This window comes from Bartonella sp. AA86SXKL, from assembly GCF_042196885.1.
Genome location: NZ_JBHIRE010000024.1, coordinates 1 through 17,211, shown reverse-complemented (window position 1 = coordinate 17,211; position 17,211 = coordinate 1). Strand labels below are relative to the sequence as shown.

At 36.2% G+C, this 17,211-nt stretch carries 15 protein-coding genes and 1 pseudogene; 8 read left to right on the top strand and 8 right to left on the bottom strand.

Features of this window, described 5'->3' with window-relative positions:
* The 5 genes from ACFIO5_RS08225 to ACFIO5_RS08205 all read left to right on the top strand — a co-directional run.
* Positions 1-1,262: YfjI family protein (locus ACFIO5_RS08225; protein ID WP_375705221.1), on the top strand; the 1,262-nt coding region annotated here is incomplete at its 5' end.
* A 664-nt stretch (positions 1,263-1,926) separates the two neighbouring features.
* The gene (locus tag ACFIO5_RS08220) at positions 1,927-6,915 is read left to right on the top strand and encodes a DEAD/DEAH box helicase (RefSeq protein ID WP_375705220.1); all 4,989 of its coding nucleotides are present in this window, start codon (positions 1,927-1,929) and stop codon (positions 6,913-6,915) included.
* A gap of 1,429 nt (positions 6,916-8,344) precedes the next feature.
* Positions 8,345-9,034, top strand: coding sequence for an LbetaH domain-containing protein (locus ACFIO5_RS08215; protein ID WP_375705219.1), 690 nt, complete (start codon positions 8,345-8,347; stop codon positions 9,032-9,034).
* A gap of 82 nt (positions 9,035-9,116) precedes the next feature.
* On the top strand, positions 9,117-9,752 hold the full coding sequence (locus tag ACFIO5_RS08210) for an LbetaH domain-containing protein (RefSeq protein WP_375705218.1): 636 nt from the start codon (positions 9,117-9,119) through the stop codon (positions 9,750-9,752).
* A 103-nt stretch (positions 9,753-9,855) separates the two neighbouring features.
* Entirely contained in the window at positions 9,856-10,635 is a 780-nt protein-coding gene (locus ACFIO5_RS08205) for a hypothetical protein (protein WP_375705217.1), read from the top strand.
* 1,534 nt (positions 10,636-12,169) lie between these two features.
* On the opposite strand, the pseudogene ACFIO5_RS08200 reads toward ACFIO5_RS08205, so the two are convergent.
* Positions 12,170-12,754, bottom strand: a pseudogene (locus ACFIO5_RS08200) (phage terminase large subunit); the annotation flags it as partial.
* Entirely contained in the window at positions 12,735-13,061 is a 327-nt protein-coding gene (locus ACFIO5_RS08195; protein ID WP_375616856.1) for a hypothetical protein, read from the bottom strand. The pseudogene ACFIO5_RS08200 and the gene ACFIO5_RS08195, both read right to left, overlap by 20 nt.
* Positions 13,062-13,358: 297 nt before the next feature.
* Here ACFIO5_RS08195 and ACFIO5_RS08190 point away from each other — a divergent pair, with 297 nt between their 5' ends.
* Positions 13,359-13,967, top strand: a complete 609-nt coding sequence (locus ACFIO5_RS08190) for an FxsA family protein (RefSeq protein WP_375607310.1) — start codon at positions 13,359-13,361, stop codon at positions 13,965-13,967.
* Positions 13,968-14,030: 63 nt separating this feature from the next.
* Here the strand turns inward: ACFIO5_RS08190 and relB are convergent, their stop codons facing one another.
* From relB to ssb, 5 genes are all read right to left on the bottom strand, one after another.
* Entirely contained in the window at positions 14,031-14,258 is a 228-nt protein-coding gene (gene relB / locus ACFIO5_RS08185; protein ID WP_375607309.1) for a type II toxin-antitoxin system RelB family antitoxin, read from the bottom strand.
* A gap of 210 nt (positions 14,259-14,468) precedes the next feature.
* Entirely contained in the window at positions 14,469-14,795 is a 327-nt protein-coding gene (locus tag ACFIO5_RS08180) for a type II toxin-antitoxin system PemK/MazF family toxin (RefSeq protein ID WP_007346765.1), read from the bottom strand.
* Positions 14,792-15,049, bottom strand: a complete 258-nt coding sequence (locus ACFIO5_RS08175) for an AbrB/MazE/SpoVT family DNA-binding domain-containing protein (RefSeq protein WP_100131165.1) — start codon at positions 15,047-15,049, stop codon at positions 14,792-14,794. The genes ACFIO5_RS08180 and ACFIO5_RS08175 overlap by 4 nt, the downstream gene beginning before the upstream one ends.
* Positions 15,050-15,101: 52 nt before the next feature.
* Entirely contained in the window at positions 15,102-15,602 is a 501-nt protein-coding gene (locus ACFIO5_RS08170) for a hypothetical protein (RefSeq protein ID WP_375634842.1), read from the bottom strand.
* A 54-nt stretch (positions 15,603-15,656) separates the two neighbouring features.
* On the bottom strand, positions 15,657-16,103 hold the full coding sequence (ssb, locus tag ACFIO5_RS08165; RefSeq protein WP_375705216.1) for a single-stranded DNA-binding protein: 447 nt from the start codon (positions 16,101-16,103) through the stop codon (positions 15,657-15,659).
* 189 nt (positions 16,104-16,292) lie between these two features.
* Between ssb and ACFIO5_RS08160 the strand changes: the two genes are divergently transcribed.
* Positions 16,293-16,574 carry a type II toxin-antitoxin system RelE/ParE family toxin gene (locus ACFIO5_RS08160; RefSeq protein WP_252619286.1) on the top strand — a complete coding sequence of 94 codons (282 nt, stop codon included), beginning with the start codon at positions 16,293-16,295 and terminating at the stop codon, positions 16,572-16,574.
* A gap of 16 nt (positions 16,575-16,590) precedes the next feature.
* On the top strand, positions 16,591-16,884 hold the full coding sequence (locus ACFIO5_RS08155) for a HigA family addiction module antitoxin (protein ID WP_375618724.1): 294 nt from the start codon (positions 16,591-16,593) through the stop codon (positions 16,882-16,884).
* A gap of 49 nt (positions 16,885-16,933) precedes the next feature.
* Here ACFIO5_RS08155 and ACFIO5_RS08150 read toward each other — a convergent pair.
* The coding region (locus ACFIO5_RS08150) for a hypothetical protein (protein WP_375705215.1) at positions 16,934-17,211 on the bottom strand (278 nt) is incomplete at its 5' end.

Below are 17,211 nucleotides of genomic sequence, written 5' to 3'. Positions count from 1 at the left end.
AGATTGTCCCTAATCTCTGGGGCGCTCTTATTGGTCAACCTTCAACCATGAAAACACCTACCATGCAAGCCGCTTTAACTCCTATCACTTGCCTTCAAAAGAAATGGTATAAAGACTGGCTAAAGCAGAAAGAGAGACAAGAAATTGAAGAGATACTTGAAACTTTAGACAAGTCTGAAAAGAAAAAACAAGCCCATAAAGCAATCAAAAAGGGAGATCTTGAAACAGCCCGTGCTCTTTTGTCTGAAACCCTCTCTAAAGACAATGCGCATGATGATGATGTCTCTCGTTTTATTGTCAATGATGTGACCGTTGAAAAGCTTGGGGAACTTTTAAAAGAAAACCCCCGTGGTCTCTTGATGGTGCGTGATGAATTATCCGGTTTCTTAACAGATATGGAACGGAAGGAATATCAAACAGACCGTTCCTTTTATTTGGAAGCTTTTAATGGAGATGGTCAATTTACTTATGACCGGATTGGGCGTGGAACCATTTTTATTCCCAATGCAACCGTCTCTATTATAGGGGGCATTCAACCCTCTCGCATTCTGCCCTTTATACGCAATGTTTTATATGGCAAAGGCAATGATGGTTTCTTACAACGCTTTCAAATGCTTGTCTTTCCCGATGAGACAAAAGATTGGAAATGGGTTGATAGACCGCCCAATCAAGAGGCATGGGAAACTTATGAAGGGGCATTTCGTTCTCTTTATGATAACCCCCTTGGTTCACCAGAACACCCTCTTGTGATGCGCTTTTCTGCTGAAGCTCAAGAGATGTTTCGTGAATGGATGCAAAAGATTTTTAAAGAAGCCAAAGAGAACAACCTTTCTGAAAGCTTACAAGCGCATCTTTTGAAAATGCCTAAAACCATAGTAAGTCTTGCATTGATTTTTGAATTAACCGAAGGGGGGCGTTTTGAAATCAATAAAGATGCCCTTCAAACAGCCTTGCGATGGGAAAAATATTTGTTAAGTCATGCCAAACGTCTTTATGCGGCGGGGGATAATTTAGCAACAGAGGGGGCACAATTGATTGTCGAGCGCTGTGATCATTTACCCGATGTTTTTACTTTACGTGATATTCATCAAAGAAGTTGGATCGGTTTAACAGATAATGGAGCCGTTAAGCAAGCTTTAGAGCTCTTATGTCGTTCCAATCATATTCGTCAAATATCAGTGGAAAATAGCTCTCAAAGCGGTCGACCTACCATACGCTATGAATGGAATCCTTTCGTTAAAAACAACAGCATAAAACAATGAAGTCATTGTAATCTTTTGTTATTCTTAAAACCTTCAAAGATCTTATCGTACCAACAGAGGGTTTACGAATTATCTTTGAGGGTTTTTGTTTTATCATTTTTTAAAGAAGAAACATAAAGAGTCCTTTTAACCTTGTGTCAAAGATATCCAAAACACAACCTCTATAGGTTTTGATGGGGTTTTGAGTTTTGAGGGTTGCTGCTATTATGTAAAAAAATGATAAAAAATAAAAACATTATATTTCAATGTGTTAAGATTTTACAGATCTTAAAAAACAACTCATATTGATAACACAACCTATAAATTCAACTAATAATATACGTTTTGAGGGGGTTTTGACGGTTTTTACACCTTCAAAACCTATAAGCAAAATTCGTAATAAAACTTATCAAAATACTCATTCTGATATTTTTATGTACATAGTTCATTTGTCTTGATGAATACGTGAAACGAACAGCAAATTTCACTATTTTGCTGATCTGATCTCTCTCATGGGCTGTGGATAAACAACCTTTAAAAACCCTTTTTGAAAAAAAGAGCGGCTTTTTTTAGCATTTTTCTACATTTTTTCTCAATTCGTTCAAAATGGATTTAATAAGCTTCATTTTGATTCTTTTGAAAGAGAATCGATCTGTAGAATATATTGTCATGGAGTCTGTTCTTTATGTCTCACCCTCTTTATTCTGATAATAAACACGTTTCTTTACGCTCTCTCTTACAAGCCTATCGTGATCAAGCGATATCAGAGCAAGATAAGCAAGCCGCTTTTGAAAAGTTTGTCATAGCTTATTTGACGCAAGACCCGCTTCAATGCCAAGAATACGAAAAGGTTCAAACTTATAGAGAGGTTGCTGACGAAAAGGGGTGGAAAGGAAGCGATACAGACACCGATATTGATTTGGTAGCGAAAATTCGTGATCAAGACGATTATGTTGCTATTCGCTGTCAATTTTATGAGACCAATCATCAGATTACCCAAGATGATATTGAAAGCTTTATCGCCATTTCTGGTAAAAAGAGATTTAAATACCGTCTTCTCATTGATAGCACCGAAAAAGACTTAAGCGAAAATGCCAATACCATGATTGAAGGGCAAGCGGTTCCGGTTTATCGGATTAATTTGTTTGATATGGAAAATAGTCAAATCGATTGGGGTATTTTTGATAAGACAGGCAACATTGTTCTTTATGAGCAAACGAAGAAAAAGCTTTTAGATCATCAGAAAGAAGCGCTCAAAGCGGTTTGTGAAGGTTTAAAAGAAGCAGACCGTGGCAAGCTCATTATGGCATGTGGAACGGGCAAGACTTTCACCAGTTTGAAGATAGCAGAACAGATAGCAGGTCAAGGCAAGCATGTATTGTTTTTGGTCCCTTCTCTTGCCTTGATGTCACAAAGCATTCGTGAATGGACAGCCGATGCACAAGTGCCCTTGCGTTGCTTTGCCGTGTGTTCCGATAAGCAAATCGGCAAGCGTCGTAAAAACCAAGAAGATGATGGGGAAATATCGGCATCGGATTTAGCCCTCCCTGCTACCACAGATGCCTCTAGGCTTGTAGAGAAAGTAGGAAACTCTTCTCCCCATGCGATGAGTGTTATTTTTGCAACCTATCAATCAATACAAGTGATTGTTGATGGGCAAAAGGATCATGGTTTAGCAGCCTTTGATCTGATTATTTGTGATGAGGCGCATAGAACAACGGGGGCATCATTAGGAACTGACGACAATGAATCTGATTTTATCAAGGTTCATGATAACAGTCTTATTCGAGGCAAGAAACGTCTATACATGACAGCAACGCCTCGTATCTTTAGTAACCATGCCAAAAGGCGTGCCGATGAGGTTGATGCTGTTTTAGCCTCTATGGATAATGAAGCCATTTATGGAAAAGCGCTTTATACTTATAGCTTCACTGATGCGGTCAAGAATGAACTGTTAACCCCTTATAAGATTATTGTTTTGGGGGTTGATGAGGGGAAAATCAGTAAAACCATGGAGATGCCTACCACAAGTAAAGATTATGAACTTACTTTAGATTATAGAACAAAAATTGTTGGCTGTTATCAAGCTTTAACCAAACTGGATCTAAAAGCTGATCTTGGAGATGATACGAGCCCCATGCGGCGGGCTTTGGCTTTTTGTAAAGATATCAAGACCTCTAAAAATATCCGTGATACCTTCCAAGGAAAAGGGGTTAAGCGGATTTTCAATAGACTTTATCAAAACCACCCCGATACACCCCGTCTGATCTGTGAAGTTGATCATATTGATGGGAAGGATGGCGCCAAGGAACGGTCAAGAAAACTGGATTGGTTGGAAGAAAATGTGGGGGAAAATCATTGCCGTGTGCTTACCAATGTACGCTGTTTGTCTGAAGGTGTCGATGTGCCTACCTTGGATGCGGTGATGTTTTTACACCCGCGTAAAAGCCAAGTCGATGTGATACAGGCGGTAGGACGTGTGATGCGGCGCGCTCCAGGCAAGAAAAGAGGCTATATCATTTTACCCGTTGGAGTGCCGGCTGGAATTGACCCCGAAAAAGCTTTAAAGAACAATCCAAAATACAGTGTTGTTTGGCAAGTTCTCGATGCCCTGCTTTCTCATGATGAGAATTTTAGTAAAACGCTTAATCAGATGAATTTAGGACAAGATGTAAGCCCTATTTTAGAGATTATAACGGTTTCTCAAAATATGGATTTAGAGAATGTCACCACGGTTGTTGACGATATCCCGCTTCCTGCAAGAGCAGAGCATGCAAGCGCAAGCAATGTCTCTCCAATTCGTAAATCGCTTTCCATGCATAATGGACAAACAAGCTTCAATTTTGTGGCGGCATTCCCTCGCGCCCTTAAAACGGTTCTGATTAAAAGATCAACCCTTTCTGATTATTGGGGCATATGGGCGAACAATGTTGCTGAGATTGCTCAAAACCATATCAATCATCTTAAAGATATTCTTTCTGATGAGAAAGGCAAAGCGCGGTGTGCTTTTGATGCGTTTCATAAGGAATTAAAGAGCAATTTAAACGACAGTATTACGCAAGAGGAAGCCCTTGAGATGTTAGGACAACATCTTGTGACGCGTCCCGTGTTTGAAGCTTTGTTTGAGGGCAATGAATTTGTCCAGAACAATAGCATCTCACAAGCGATGGAAAGAATTTTAGCTGAGTTGGATAAAACCGATATCAAGCAAGAGTCTTTAGAACTCCAAGGGTTTTATAATAGTGTAAAATTCCGCGCCTCTGGGATAACCGAACCCCAAGCAAGACAGAATCTTATTATCAAACTTTACGAGGATTTCTTTTCCAAGGCATTTAAGAAAACCACGGATAGGCTTGGGATTGTTTATACGCCCGTTGAGGTTGTTGATTTTATCATTCATTCTGTTGATGATGTGTTGCGTAATGAGTTTGGAAAAAGCTTGGGGTCACGGGGTGTTTCTATTCTCGACCCTTTCACTGGAACGGGGACCTTTATTACACGGCTTTTACAATCCAAGCTCATCAAACCAGAGGATATGGAATATAAATTCCGTCATGATATTCATGCCAATGAGATTGTTTTGCTAGCCTATTACATAGCAGCGATTAACATTGAATCGACCTATCATAGTATCATGAAAGGAGAGTATATTCCTTTTAAACATATTGGTTTGACCGATACATTTCGCATGCTTGAAGAGAAAAGCCTTCTGCAAAAATTATTCAAAGAAAACAGTGAATATCTGGAACATCAAAAGAAACTGGATATTAAAGTTATCTTTGGCAACCCGCCTTATTCAGTAGGACAAAAGAATGAAAACGATAATGCAAAAAATACTCCTTATCCTATACTAGATAATCGTATTCGTGAAACTTATGCTGTTCAATCTAGAGCAAATAATATTAATAGACTTTATGATAGTTATATTCGTGCCATTCGCTGGGCGAGTGACCGTATTGATAATGCTGGAGTAATCGGTTTTGTTTCTGGTTCTGGTTACATAGACAAGCCAACAATGGACAGCTTACGAAAATCTTTAGCCAAAGAATTTACGAGTATTTATGTACTTAATTTACGAGGTGATATCCGTAAAAATATGATGAATAAAAATAACGCTCAAGAAGGTGAGAATATTTTCGGCAATGGTAGTATGACGGGTATTGCCGTGACCTTGTTTATTAAAAATCCCAATGTTTCTGGAGAATGTAAAATTTACTATCATGACATTGGTAATAATCTTTCCACCGAAAAAAAACTTGAGAGGCTTCAATACTTTGGTAGTGTTGGTGGTATTACACGTGAAGACGGTTGGCAAATAATTACACCAGACAAGTACGGTGATTGGATCAATCAACGTAATGACAGTTTTAAGACATTCCTAGCTCTAGGTGTTAAAAAAGGGCATGTTAAAAAGCTATTTGAAACTTATTCTCGCGGTATTTTGACATGCCGTGATATTTGGACATACAATTCAAGTCGTGAATGCTTAGCGAAAAACATGAATAACATGATCACGTTCTATAATAGCGAAGTACAACGTTTTAATAATGCTTATGGGCATGTTGATAGCAGGATACGTAAAAATGCTGTAGACAATTTTGTTAACGTTGATGCTAAAAAAATCAGTTGGAGTAGTAGTCTAAAAGAAGAGTTTGTAAGAGGAAAAATTTCCGAATTTGAAAGTAATTGTTCAGTTCAAAGTCTTTATCGTCCCTTTACAAAGCAATGGCTCTATTACAATCGTATTTTTAATGAAAGAACTTACCAGATGCCTCGTATATTTCCGATGGGGCAAGTAGTCGAAAATAAGGTAATACAAATTACAGGTATAGGAGTAAATGGTTTTTCTACCCTAATGATAAAAGATTTACCTGATGTTAATGCTATGGCTGCTAGCCAATGCTTTCCAAGATATTTTTATGAAGAGACTACAATTTCAAAGAATAAAAACAAAAAACAATCCCATTTATTTACAGACTTTACAGAAGCAAACACAACAGCTGGTTTACAGAAGCGTGATGCCATTACTGATGAAGGTCTAGCACATTTTAAAGCAGCTTATCCTAATGAAACCATAACAAAAGATGATCTATTCTATTATGTTTACGGTCTTTTGCATTCGGAAGATTATCGCTCTCGTTATGCTGATAACCTTTCTAAAGAATTGCCTCGTATCCCTTGTGTTAAAAGTGCTGATGATTTTTGGAAATTTGTAACAGCAGGACGTGAATTGGGTCATTTGCATGTGAATTATGAAGATGTAGAACTTTATCCAGTGACCTTTAAAAAGGGCAATCCAAAACAGACAGAGATCTCTAATCCAGAAAAATTCTATTATGTAACTGAAATGAAATTCGCAAAAATTAAGAATAGTAAGGAAAAGGATAAATCAACTGTCATTTATAACAGCAATATCACTATGACAGATATCCCTCTTGAAGCTTATGAGTATATCGTTAATGGCAAACCTGCTCTTGAATGGGTTATGGGGCGTCAATGCGTTAAGACTGATAAAAAGAGTGGTATTGTCAATGATGCCAATCGTTATGCTGTTGAGACCATTGGCAACCCTGCCTACCCTCTAGAATTATTTCAAAGGGTTATTACCGTAAGTTTAGAAACCATGAAAATCGTAAAAAACTTACCAAATTTGGTATTAAGAGAAACTGAATAACTTATAAAGCATGCTCACATAATGGGTATGATAAACGCATAAGGGGTATAGAGCTTATAACCATAATCTATACCTCTTTTGTTAAGTTGATTAGATACAATCCTAATATGCGTTATTCTAAAAATAAGGCTTTGTACTTTTAAATACTCTTATTTGGATTGCTTTAAGACTTTTAAGAAACCCACTCTTAAATAGAATTAGATTTTTTTACATTGCCTTTAAGAGATTATACCGTAATCTAAAATGAGTGCTTTATCCTTTTCAAAAGCTTTGTTTAAAGAGGGTTATATATATTCATTTTGCTTATAGGTTTTGAAGGTGTAAAAACCGTCAAAACCCCCTCAAAACGTATATTATTAGTTGAATTTATAGGTTATATTATCAATATGAGTTGTTTTTTTTAGGTCTATAAAATATTAACCTATTGAAATATAATGTTTTTACTTTTTATCGTTTTTTTACATAATAGCAGCAACCCTCAAAACTCAAAATCCCTTCAAAACTCATAACCTAATGATCTTGATAGCATTTCTTATGGGGTACAAGCTATCTTTTGAAAGGCTTTAAAAGATCATATGCTTTCATAAAGCACGTTGTAATCAATTCTCTAAAATCATAAGTTTATATCTTCAAAAGAACTGATAAAAATTCATAAAAAGGATTTTGCTAATCTCTATAATTATCAGTTTCTATTGAGATGTTTTCATAACAATCTATAAATCGTAATTATCCTATATCCTATTTATCGTTTCTCTTATGAAAATGAAAAATGATGCCATGGCTATAAAGCATATAACAGCTATAGAGAATGCGTAAAAATAACAGCCTTATTTGAATAAAGCAAAAATGCAAATGAATGCATTGGTTATAAAGACCATCTCTATAAAAAACTGTTAAGTTGCAAATGTGTTATAAACAAAATTCACAAAAAATTTTAAATTCATTTAGTGAAAAAACTGATAGGTTATAAAGTTAAAAATACGCATTATGAGAGCGTTTCTAAATATTATCAATGTATAGATTCAAAACATAACGCAATCGTTTAAGAAAGCCCATAATATAGCTTTAAACGCATATAAATATAAAATAAGCAATTCATAAGCATAAGATATTATCAATACATAACGTATTTAAAAAATATCAAAAAAGATGAAATATTAATTGACAATAAATACGTATTTTGTTATATAAATAATCAAGTGATGAAAACACTTACAGTTAGCGACTAGGTTACGATAAACCTAATCCTATTAAAAACTGACTATCTTTTATGCTTTAGTTAGCATATATGATGATTATGTCGGGTGTAGCTATGCTATACAATACCCTTATGGGAAAAGCGTAGCAACGGACTAACTGCCGTGTTTTCAACACCCGGCGCCCTTATAGGGTTGTCAATTGAAAACTTCTTTACAGTTAGGTTTTAAATATGACAAATATAGTAAAAAACACTCCCGTTAATAAGAAAAAAATATCCAAAAAATATGAATTTACTAGTGAAATGGATTGCGTAGCTGGTCATTTCTTATATCGCATTCGTGCTTTAAGAGATTTTGGGGATGTTAAAGCTGGCGATCTAGGGGGCTTTATTGAAAAGGAAAGCAACTTATCTCACAAAGGCAATTGCTGGGTTTATGATAAAGCGCGTGTTTTTGAAAATGCAAGGGTTTATGACAATGCTAAAGTCAAAGGCTTTTTTGTAGACGTTTATGGCGATGCTAAAATTTATGGTAATGCTATTTTTCAAGGCATGGCAATAAATGATTATTGTGAGGTTTATGGCAATGCCCATGTTGAAAACGCCGTGGTTATTGAAGGCAATGTTAAAATTTATGATAACGCCCGTGTAAGTGGCCATGCTCATATTTCTGATATGTCTGTTATTTGTGATAATGCTCATGTCGGTGGCAATGCAAAAATAAGTGATGGTGCTTATATTTGTGATGATTCCTATGTCGTTGATGATGCCGTGGTTTGTGGTTCTTATGTATCTGGTTCTTCTTGTGTTCATAGTGCTGCCTCTTTAACTGAAGAGGATCAAATTCATGATGAGGCAATTCCAAGATTTGGAAGTGATGATGATTATTACCGTCATGAGTATTATGACGAGGCTGTGTAATTAACACTAGGCGCGGCGGGGACGCCCCTCCTTTAAACATCTCATTTGAAAATTTATCAAATATGAACTTAGGGAGTTACCTATGAACGCTATAACTGTAACTAAAAAATACGAATTGACTAATGAAACTCATATTATTGAAGGTCGTACTTTATATAGAATTAAAGCATTAAAAGATTTTGATAATGTCAAGGCGGGTGCCTTGGGTGGCTTTATAGAAAATGAAAACAACCTCTCGCATGATGGCAATTGCTGGGTCTATGATAATGCTTGTGTTTATAATAATGCTTATGTTTTCGATAATGCAAAAATTGAAGGAAATGCTAAGGTTTTTGATTGTGCAAAAATTTATAACAATGCAAGGGTTGCTGATCATGCCTTGGTTTTTGGAAAAATTTATGTTTACGATTATGCCTGCGTTTTAAATCATGCTGAGGTATCGGACAGGGCTGTTATAAAAGGTCATGCTAAGATCTATGATAATGCTTTATTGACTGGCTATGCACAAGCTTATGGCAATGCAAAGATTTTTGGCAATGCTCAAGTTTGGTTTTTTGCTATAGTTGGTGATAATGCTTGTATTTATGAGAATGCAAAAATTACAGGCTATACATACATTTGTGATCAAGTGAGTGTTTTTGGCAATTCATATATAGATACAAAAAAACTGAATGGTCATATTAAAATTTGTGATCAAACCATAAAAGACGCTGCGTAAATAATGGCTTGTGCGTGGCGGGGGCGCCTGCTTTCCAACCAAATTTCCCATTTCAAATTTTATTTAGAAAACGTTTATCACATTAGATTGTGAGGGTATTTCTATGTCTCAAAAATACGAATTAACCAGTGAAATCAAAAAAATCAAACATGCTCTTACTCGAAATATTATAAATCTTTATCGCATTAAAGCTTTAAAAGATTTTGATGATGTTAAGACGGGGGATTTAGGGGGCTTTATTGAAAAGGAAGCTAATCTATCCCATGATGGCAATTGCTGGGTTTATGATAAAGCTTGTGTGTATGGCTATGCCGTCGTTTCTGAAAATGCAAAAATACGGCATTTTTCTCAAGTTTGTGGTCAAGTCTATGGGAATTGTGAAATCTATGGCAAGGCTTTCATCTCTCAATACGCAAAAATTTATGACCATGCTTGTGTCTATGGCAATGCTCATGTTTATGGCAATGTTTATGGGTATGCTCATGTGAGTGGTGCTGCCCGTGTTCTTGCTGATGCTCATATTTATGATTATGCTCATGTTTCTTATGATGCTACGGTTTTTAGTTATGCACGCGTCTATGGTCGCGCCATTGTTGCTGGCTCTGCCCGTATTCATAGCTATGCCAAGGTTTATAATTATGCCTTTATTAATGGTCGTGCAAAAATACATGGCAAGGTCTATGGTGGTGCTTTGGTGGGCGGTTGTGCTGAAATTTATGGCTCTGTTTTTGGCAATGCCAAGGTTTTATTCTATACTAAGGTCTGGGGTCGCGCTTATGGCAATGCGAAATTAACCAAGAAAAGCAAAGTAAGGGAAGTTCCTATAAATTATGAGGTTTATGAAAGCGATAACCTTGTCAAGATTGTTGATGAAACAGAATAAAAATAGACATAGGAGTGCCTTCTTGATGGCTATAAACGCATTATAAGATAATTGCTTAATATACATATCATAAAAGAGAGCATTCATAAAAGAAAGCCGTGTCAAGTGATATGACGCGGCTTTCAAATAACGATTATAATGATAGAAAAATAATCATCCACAATGGAGTAATGAATGCATATATACAACACGTATTATATTGCAAGCGCTCTATTGAGATATGAAAACTTATCAAAAGGAATGCAAATAATGCGTATGATTTTTACTCACTCATTTGAATGAACGCTTTTCATTTCTCTCAAACGTATTAATCATAACGTCTTTATATTTTAAAGAGATTCATTGAAAACAAAGCCCATGATCAAAATGCTTCTTTTAAAACGTTCCAATATGTTGACCTTAAAATTGAGTTGAGTGAATTCAAATAACTTATATTCTAAAATCAAAACCTATCAAACAAATCAAAACGCTTGATAGCTTTAACAAAACCCGTTTTTTACAGTTGCAAACGTTGGCTTTTAAAACAAACTCTCATAAGACAATAAACAACCGCTTTTATCAAACGCAAGGCTTTAAAAACTGTTATAAACATCCGTTTCAAACGTTTAAACGTTCATTTAGAAAGGCTTTCATAAGTTTCTTTTAAACAGAACTTCTTTGCAAATTAATCGCTCTATATTTGTGCTCTGTACTTTTAAATGGTAACTTTTAAAACGTTTTTTAGTACCATATCTAAGGTAAAATAGTATTTTACTGCTATGGTATTACCCGCCTCCATTTTTTTGTGGAAGCGAATAATTCCGTTCTTAAAAACTAGTCTGCAATCTATTCATTAAAAGGCTTTTCATTTCATAAGATATAAAATACCTCTTTATCGTTTTTTTAACTTTTAGTAAGCGTTTTAAAAGCGATTTTATCCTTAATCCTTTTATGCAATTTTTTAAATTAAACCTATAAGCTTATGACAGGTTCAAACAGTTAATTTCTTTAATGCCATTTTAGAGGTTTTTCCCAATTTGGGGGAAAATTATATGATCTGTATTTTCTATAAATGCGTATCTTTTGATACAATTTATCTTATAACAGTTTCAAACGATTACCCTCTAATAGATAATAAGATATTGCTATAGCATTTTTAGATTTTACGCTTCTTAATTTTGGGGAACAATAATTTTGGTCTTTATACGATTAAACAAACCAATCTTTAAAACAAGATGTGATCTTTAAACGTATACAATTTATGTTATCGATAATTTCAAACAACTAAATTTTTAAACAATGTGATTTGTGCTGTGATAAAAACGTATCATAAGATTTATAAACTGTTATGAATGATATCTGCTTTTCATTTCATTTGAATGTTTACATGCGTTATAATATTTACATCATGATTTGCTTTTTATGGTCTATTCATACATGCCAATCTTATATAAAAAATGATCAATTTAGACACGCATAAAAAGATGGATTCTTGAGTGGATTCATATAAAATAATTGCAAACAACATATTGACTTTATTGTGTTTTTTAATATTATATCTTACATTGTCTGACCAGTTGATCTCAACACGTTTGATTGCCTCATTGTCTGAAAAGCGAAACCGCTTCTCAACGGGGGCATTCTCTCGCAACGGGTTCCATGTCACCCATAACTCTGCTCTCCACCCCTCGCCTTCTTCACGCAACGTTGGAATGAGAGTCTGCCAAGCTGTTTCTGTCACGGGCTCTGCCTCATCAACCCAACAAAGCAAAATGCGCCCCATCGATTTAATGCTCGCAATATTACGGTCCAGACCAGAAAACTGAAAGGCTATACGACCATCATTTGATTTAATAGAAGCTTCCCCAACCTTATAATAGTCCCTTAAAAAATCATGGGCTTCAATGGCGCGCTTAATCTCCTCCAATGAACTCTCTGCTAGCGAATTTTGAAACTGACGTGCACAAAGAATAGTCCCCGATATCCCTCCCATACCAAATTGATAGCCTTTTAAAGCAGCCATCAAGGCAAATGATCTTGTCTTTCCAGAGCCTCGCCCACCCCAAGCCGCGCGTACCAAAGCGTCTCCTGTAAAAATAGGAATGAGTTTTGGTACAATCTTAATCTGTCTCGTTGTCATAAACCAAAGGGGCTATTTCCACGCGCCCTATCATTTTAATCGCCCCGCCATCCTCGCCTGTCACTTGAAGAGGCAAAATCTTCCCCAATAATGCCAAATAAGCAGCGGGGCATTTGATTGCTTGCTTTTCCAGATAAGAGATCAAGCCCTCTTTACCATATTTCTTGCCTGCTCGTTCAGCAGCTTCAATGACCGACTCTTTTAAAAGGCTCGTTGTTTTATTGGGAACGCCTTTTATTCGCCCTTTTCCAGCATTGGGTGGCATTTTTTTGGATTGTGGAGCCTGCTTTGTATTTTCTGCTGTCATAAAATACTTTCTCCAAATAACAAAAAACCCCGCAAAACGCAGGGCTCTAAATCATCATGTCAATTTAATAAAAGAAGTTAATGAGGAATTCTCTGCTGTAATTTTGGACGCAATTCGACCAGTACAGCAGTGCCATAAAACACTATTTTTCATATCCTGTCAACAAAAAAATCACGATATTGTATATTTTTTATTTTATTACCTAAATATAGTGTCTTTAGCACTAAGCAATTCACAATTGTATCCTCTAAACGAATCAATTATATGACTGGGAACTGCTAAAAAAGGGGGGAAACTATGGAACCAATATCAATGTATTTTGGCGCAATAGTAGTAATAATTGATATACTATTTATATCAGGTTCTCTATCTCTTCGAGTTTTGACAGCAATATCGATTATTTCTATTTTCTGGTCAATCTTTAGATATGTATTTTCGTCGCACTACTGTGAAATAGGTGATAATTATTATTATGATAGTCGTGATTTCACGCACGTACTGATATCTATAGCTATAATATCTACAGGAATCCTCCTCTACGAGTCCTTAGATGTGGGAATAATAGTACTCGTAATTACAGTACCAATCATGCTGTTTTTGTTTCTTTTGTATGTAGAGATCGAAATCACAATTTGCCTAGTAATAGGAATCTCTATACTTCATTTTTTCGGAGTCCCAACAAAAATTTTGTTGGTAATAACAATCTTCTCTGTTGGTCTGTATGAGTTTTTAGCGTCAAGAGGACTTAAAATTTTTTGCGATACTCATAATGAGCTAGTTAATTCTTATAATTTAGTGATAAAAGACCGTGACAACGCTGTTAGAGAACGAGATGAGGCGATTGAAGAACGGGACGAATTAAAAAAGAAATTCAAACATTTAGATTACTCAGATGATTACTTTTAAATCAACATAGCGATAAGCTTTTATGAAAATATTTGCCCAGCCTTTGCTTCAGTTTGTTAACACCTAATCGTCCAAGCCAAGCTCTTTCCTCACCTCTTCAGAGCTATAAAAAGTACCCTCTCCCCTTCGAACACGCTCTCTTACTTGTGAGGCTAAATAATAATCCTCTGCTTCCTCTATTCCACGTTCAATAATCTCGCGTAAATAAAAAGACTTTGTACGTCCTGTCTTAGCAGCTAAATTATTCAAACGTGTTTCGAGATCACTTGACAACCGAATAGATATCGTCATAACGCAATCCTCATCTTTGTATTCATTGTAATACAAATACAACGAATTACACAGAAAAACATTTCACGTCAAAGCGAAAGAAACAACATAAAACATCTACCATTTAGTTTTTTGTCAAAATATTTCTGTAGAGCATTCAGAACAATCCGTAATGAACTTACAAGATGTGGTAATATCTTATCTGGAAGACTGGATTCTACATATAATTGATCAACTAAAGATCGTGACAACCTTCGCTAATACTTCATTCATAATAGCTGTTGGCAAACTTTCTACTTTACGCCCATTGCGCACCACCAAATCGAGAACACGAGGCTGATCGCAACGAATAACACCCCTCGTTCTTGTACCCGTAAGCGGCACTGCAAATCCAATACGGCGAACAAAATTTCCACCGCTTGTGATCGGCAAAATAACTGGTAAACCTGTTGCTTGATTAAAATCATCAGGAGAAACAATGACGACAGGACGGTACCCACGCTGCTCTCGTCCTTGGATTGGTTCCAAATCTACCATATAGATATCACCACGCCTCATATAAGCTCGCCCCCTACAGCAGAGGAATCAACCCACTCACGGTCTTCAGGTGATTGTGGTTGCGAATAATCGGAGGCAGCTAATAACTCAGCCATCGTGTATCGCGGCTGGACTGATGGTCCCACGACAAGACGACCATTATCAATAGCCAAACCAACTTCGGTATTTTCAGTCAAGTGAAGAACATCAAGCAATGCAGGTGGGATGGAGAGCATCACTGATCCCCCAACTTTACGTAATTTTGTTGTGTGCATAAAACGCTCCCTTCAGTATTATACAAAAATATAACACTCTAAAGCCTACTATTCAATAGTCTTTTTTGCGCTTTTGCGTAAAATGTCTATGAAGCGCATTCAGAGCAATCTGCAATGAATTTATAAGATATGGCAACGTTTGATCTTCACTAACAAGATATTGTAGAGCCGCATAAAGATTATACTGTTTATAGAGGCATTGTGTTTCTTTGATTACCTCTTGCATGTTACAAAACTGTTCTGTTGCACGTTCAACCCACTTCTCTCTTGCTTTGTCATCAGAAGATGATGGCATTTCATCATAAACAGCGCTTGGCAAACCTTTTGCACACGAATAGTCATTTCTCACTTCAAGATATTTTTGCGCAGCATCATACTGATCTTGAGTAAGCACGCCTTGCAAACATAGCCGCCCAACATAAGAACCAGCAAGCGGACTTTTAGCCTCTTCTATGGTCAAGCAGAAGCGTTTAGCACGCATTTCAATTGCCAATTGATTAACAGGATCTTGACGTACTTTCACTTGTGAAATGTAGGCATCTTTCTTTCTCATACATCCCCCGTATCTGTGGAAATCCACATTCTTATTTTTGCTCTATTTTTTCAATCAGAATGGCATGCTATCGTTAAGAGATGTGCCATGATCAGTAGCACCTGAAGCGATAGCATAATTTTGAGAAGTAATGGGTGAAGGGAATGCCGATTGCTCTTTTTTGGCATCAAGCAAATACAACTCGCCTTTGAATTGTGGTAAGACAATCTCTGTTGTGTAACGGTCATGACCATTTTTATCTTGCCATTTACGTGTTTGTAATTTGCCTTCTATGTAAACCTTTGAACCTTTACTGAGATACTGAAGAGAAATTTTTGCTAAATGTGGATTAAAAACCACAATGGAGTGCCATTCCGTTTTATCTATTTTTTGATTGGTCTTTTTATCAGTATAGCTTTCAGAAGTTGCTATACTAAAATTGACTATTTCAGCTCCAGAATTCATTGTTTTGCTTTCGGGATCATTCCCTAAATAGCCAATTAACAACACTTTATTTAGCATGTTTTTTCTTACCTTAAACTTGTATGTTAATACATAGAAAATCTTAGCATGATTTGCTTATTTTTTCAATTATTTCAAAACGATATTATTGTTTTTTAACATATAAAATTATGTTTTAAGACGCTCTTTGACAAATAATCAATTGACATAAATGCATGGTGTATAGTATCAAGTATCAAGAGGGTATATATGGCAATCGTTAGTTTTAAGCATAAAGGATTGAAATTATTCTTTGAACGAGGAGTCTGCAAAGGCATACAACCCGCGCATGCTAAAAAATTAGCAAACATTTTAGTAATTTTAGATACAATATCCGCGCCTGAACAAGTTACTCTTAAATCGTATCGTCTACATGCGCTTACGGGCGATTTAAAAGGTTACTGGTCAATGCGTGTCAATGGAAATTGGCGTGTTACCTTTCGTTTCATTGGGACAGACGTTGAACTGGTTGATTATCAAGATTACCATTGAGTTTTGAGGTGTTATTATGATGTACAATCCTCCACACCCTGGCGGCATTTTGAAAGAAGAATTGCTTGATGAATTAGGGTTAACAGTAACAGAAGCTGCAAATCGTCTTGGCGTTGCACGTTTAACTTTATCCCGCGTCTTAAACTGCCATGCCGCGATTAGTATTAACTTAGCTTTACGGTTAGAAAAAGCGGGTTTAAATGATGCGGAATTTTGGCTTAAATTGCAACAAAAGCATGATTTATGGCAAGCTCGGCATAACAACCCAATCCCACATATTTCACCTTTAGAGCAAGTAGGGCATCTTTAGAAAGACTTAGCCCTTCTTTCTTCACACCTAGAGGTCATGTTCTTTAAAATCAAGCAACTTCTGATAGTTTTTTTATGCCTTTATTGATCTCATCTATGAGAGGTTCGTAATTGAGAACGCTTTTCGGAATAGCACCACCGTAAACCCAAGCTTTCACTTGCGCTTTGGTACTAAAATCTGCATTCTTAGGTGTTTTGTAATACTGACCACCATCAAACTTTTCACACTCTCTTGTACCGTCTTCATATTTGTAGAGGTTGTAAAAATACTCCTCTGCTCCGTCTCCCCAAGGAACATAACCAACAGCTGTTGCAACAAACTCTTTTT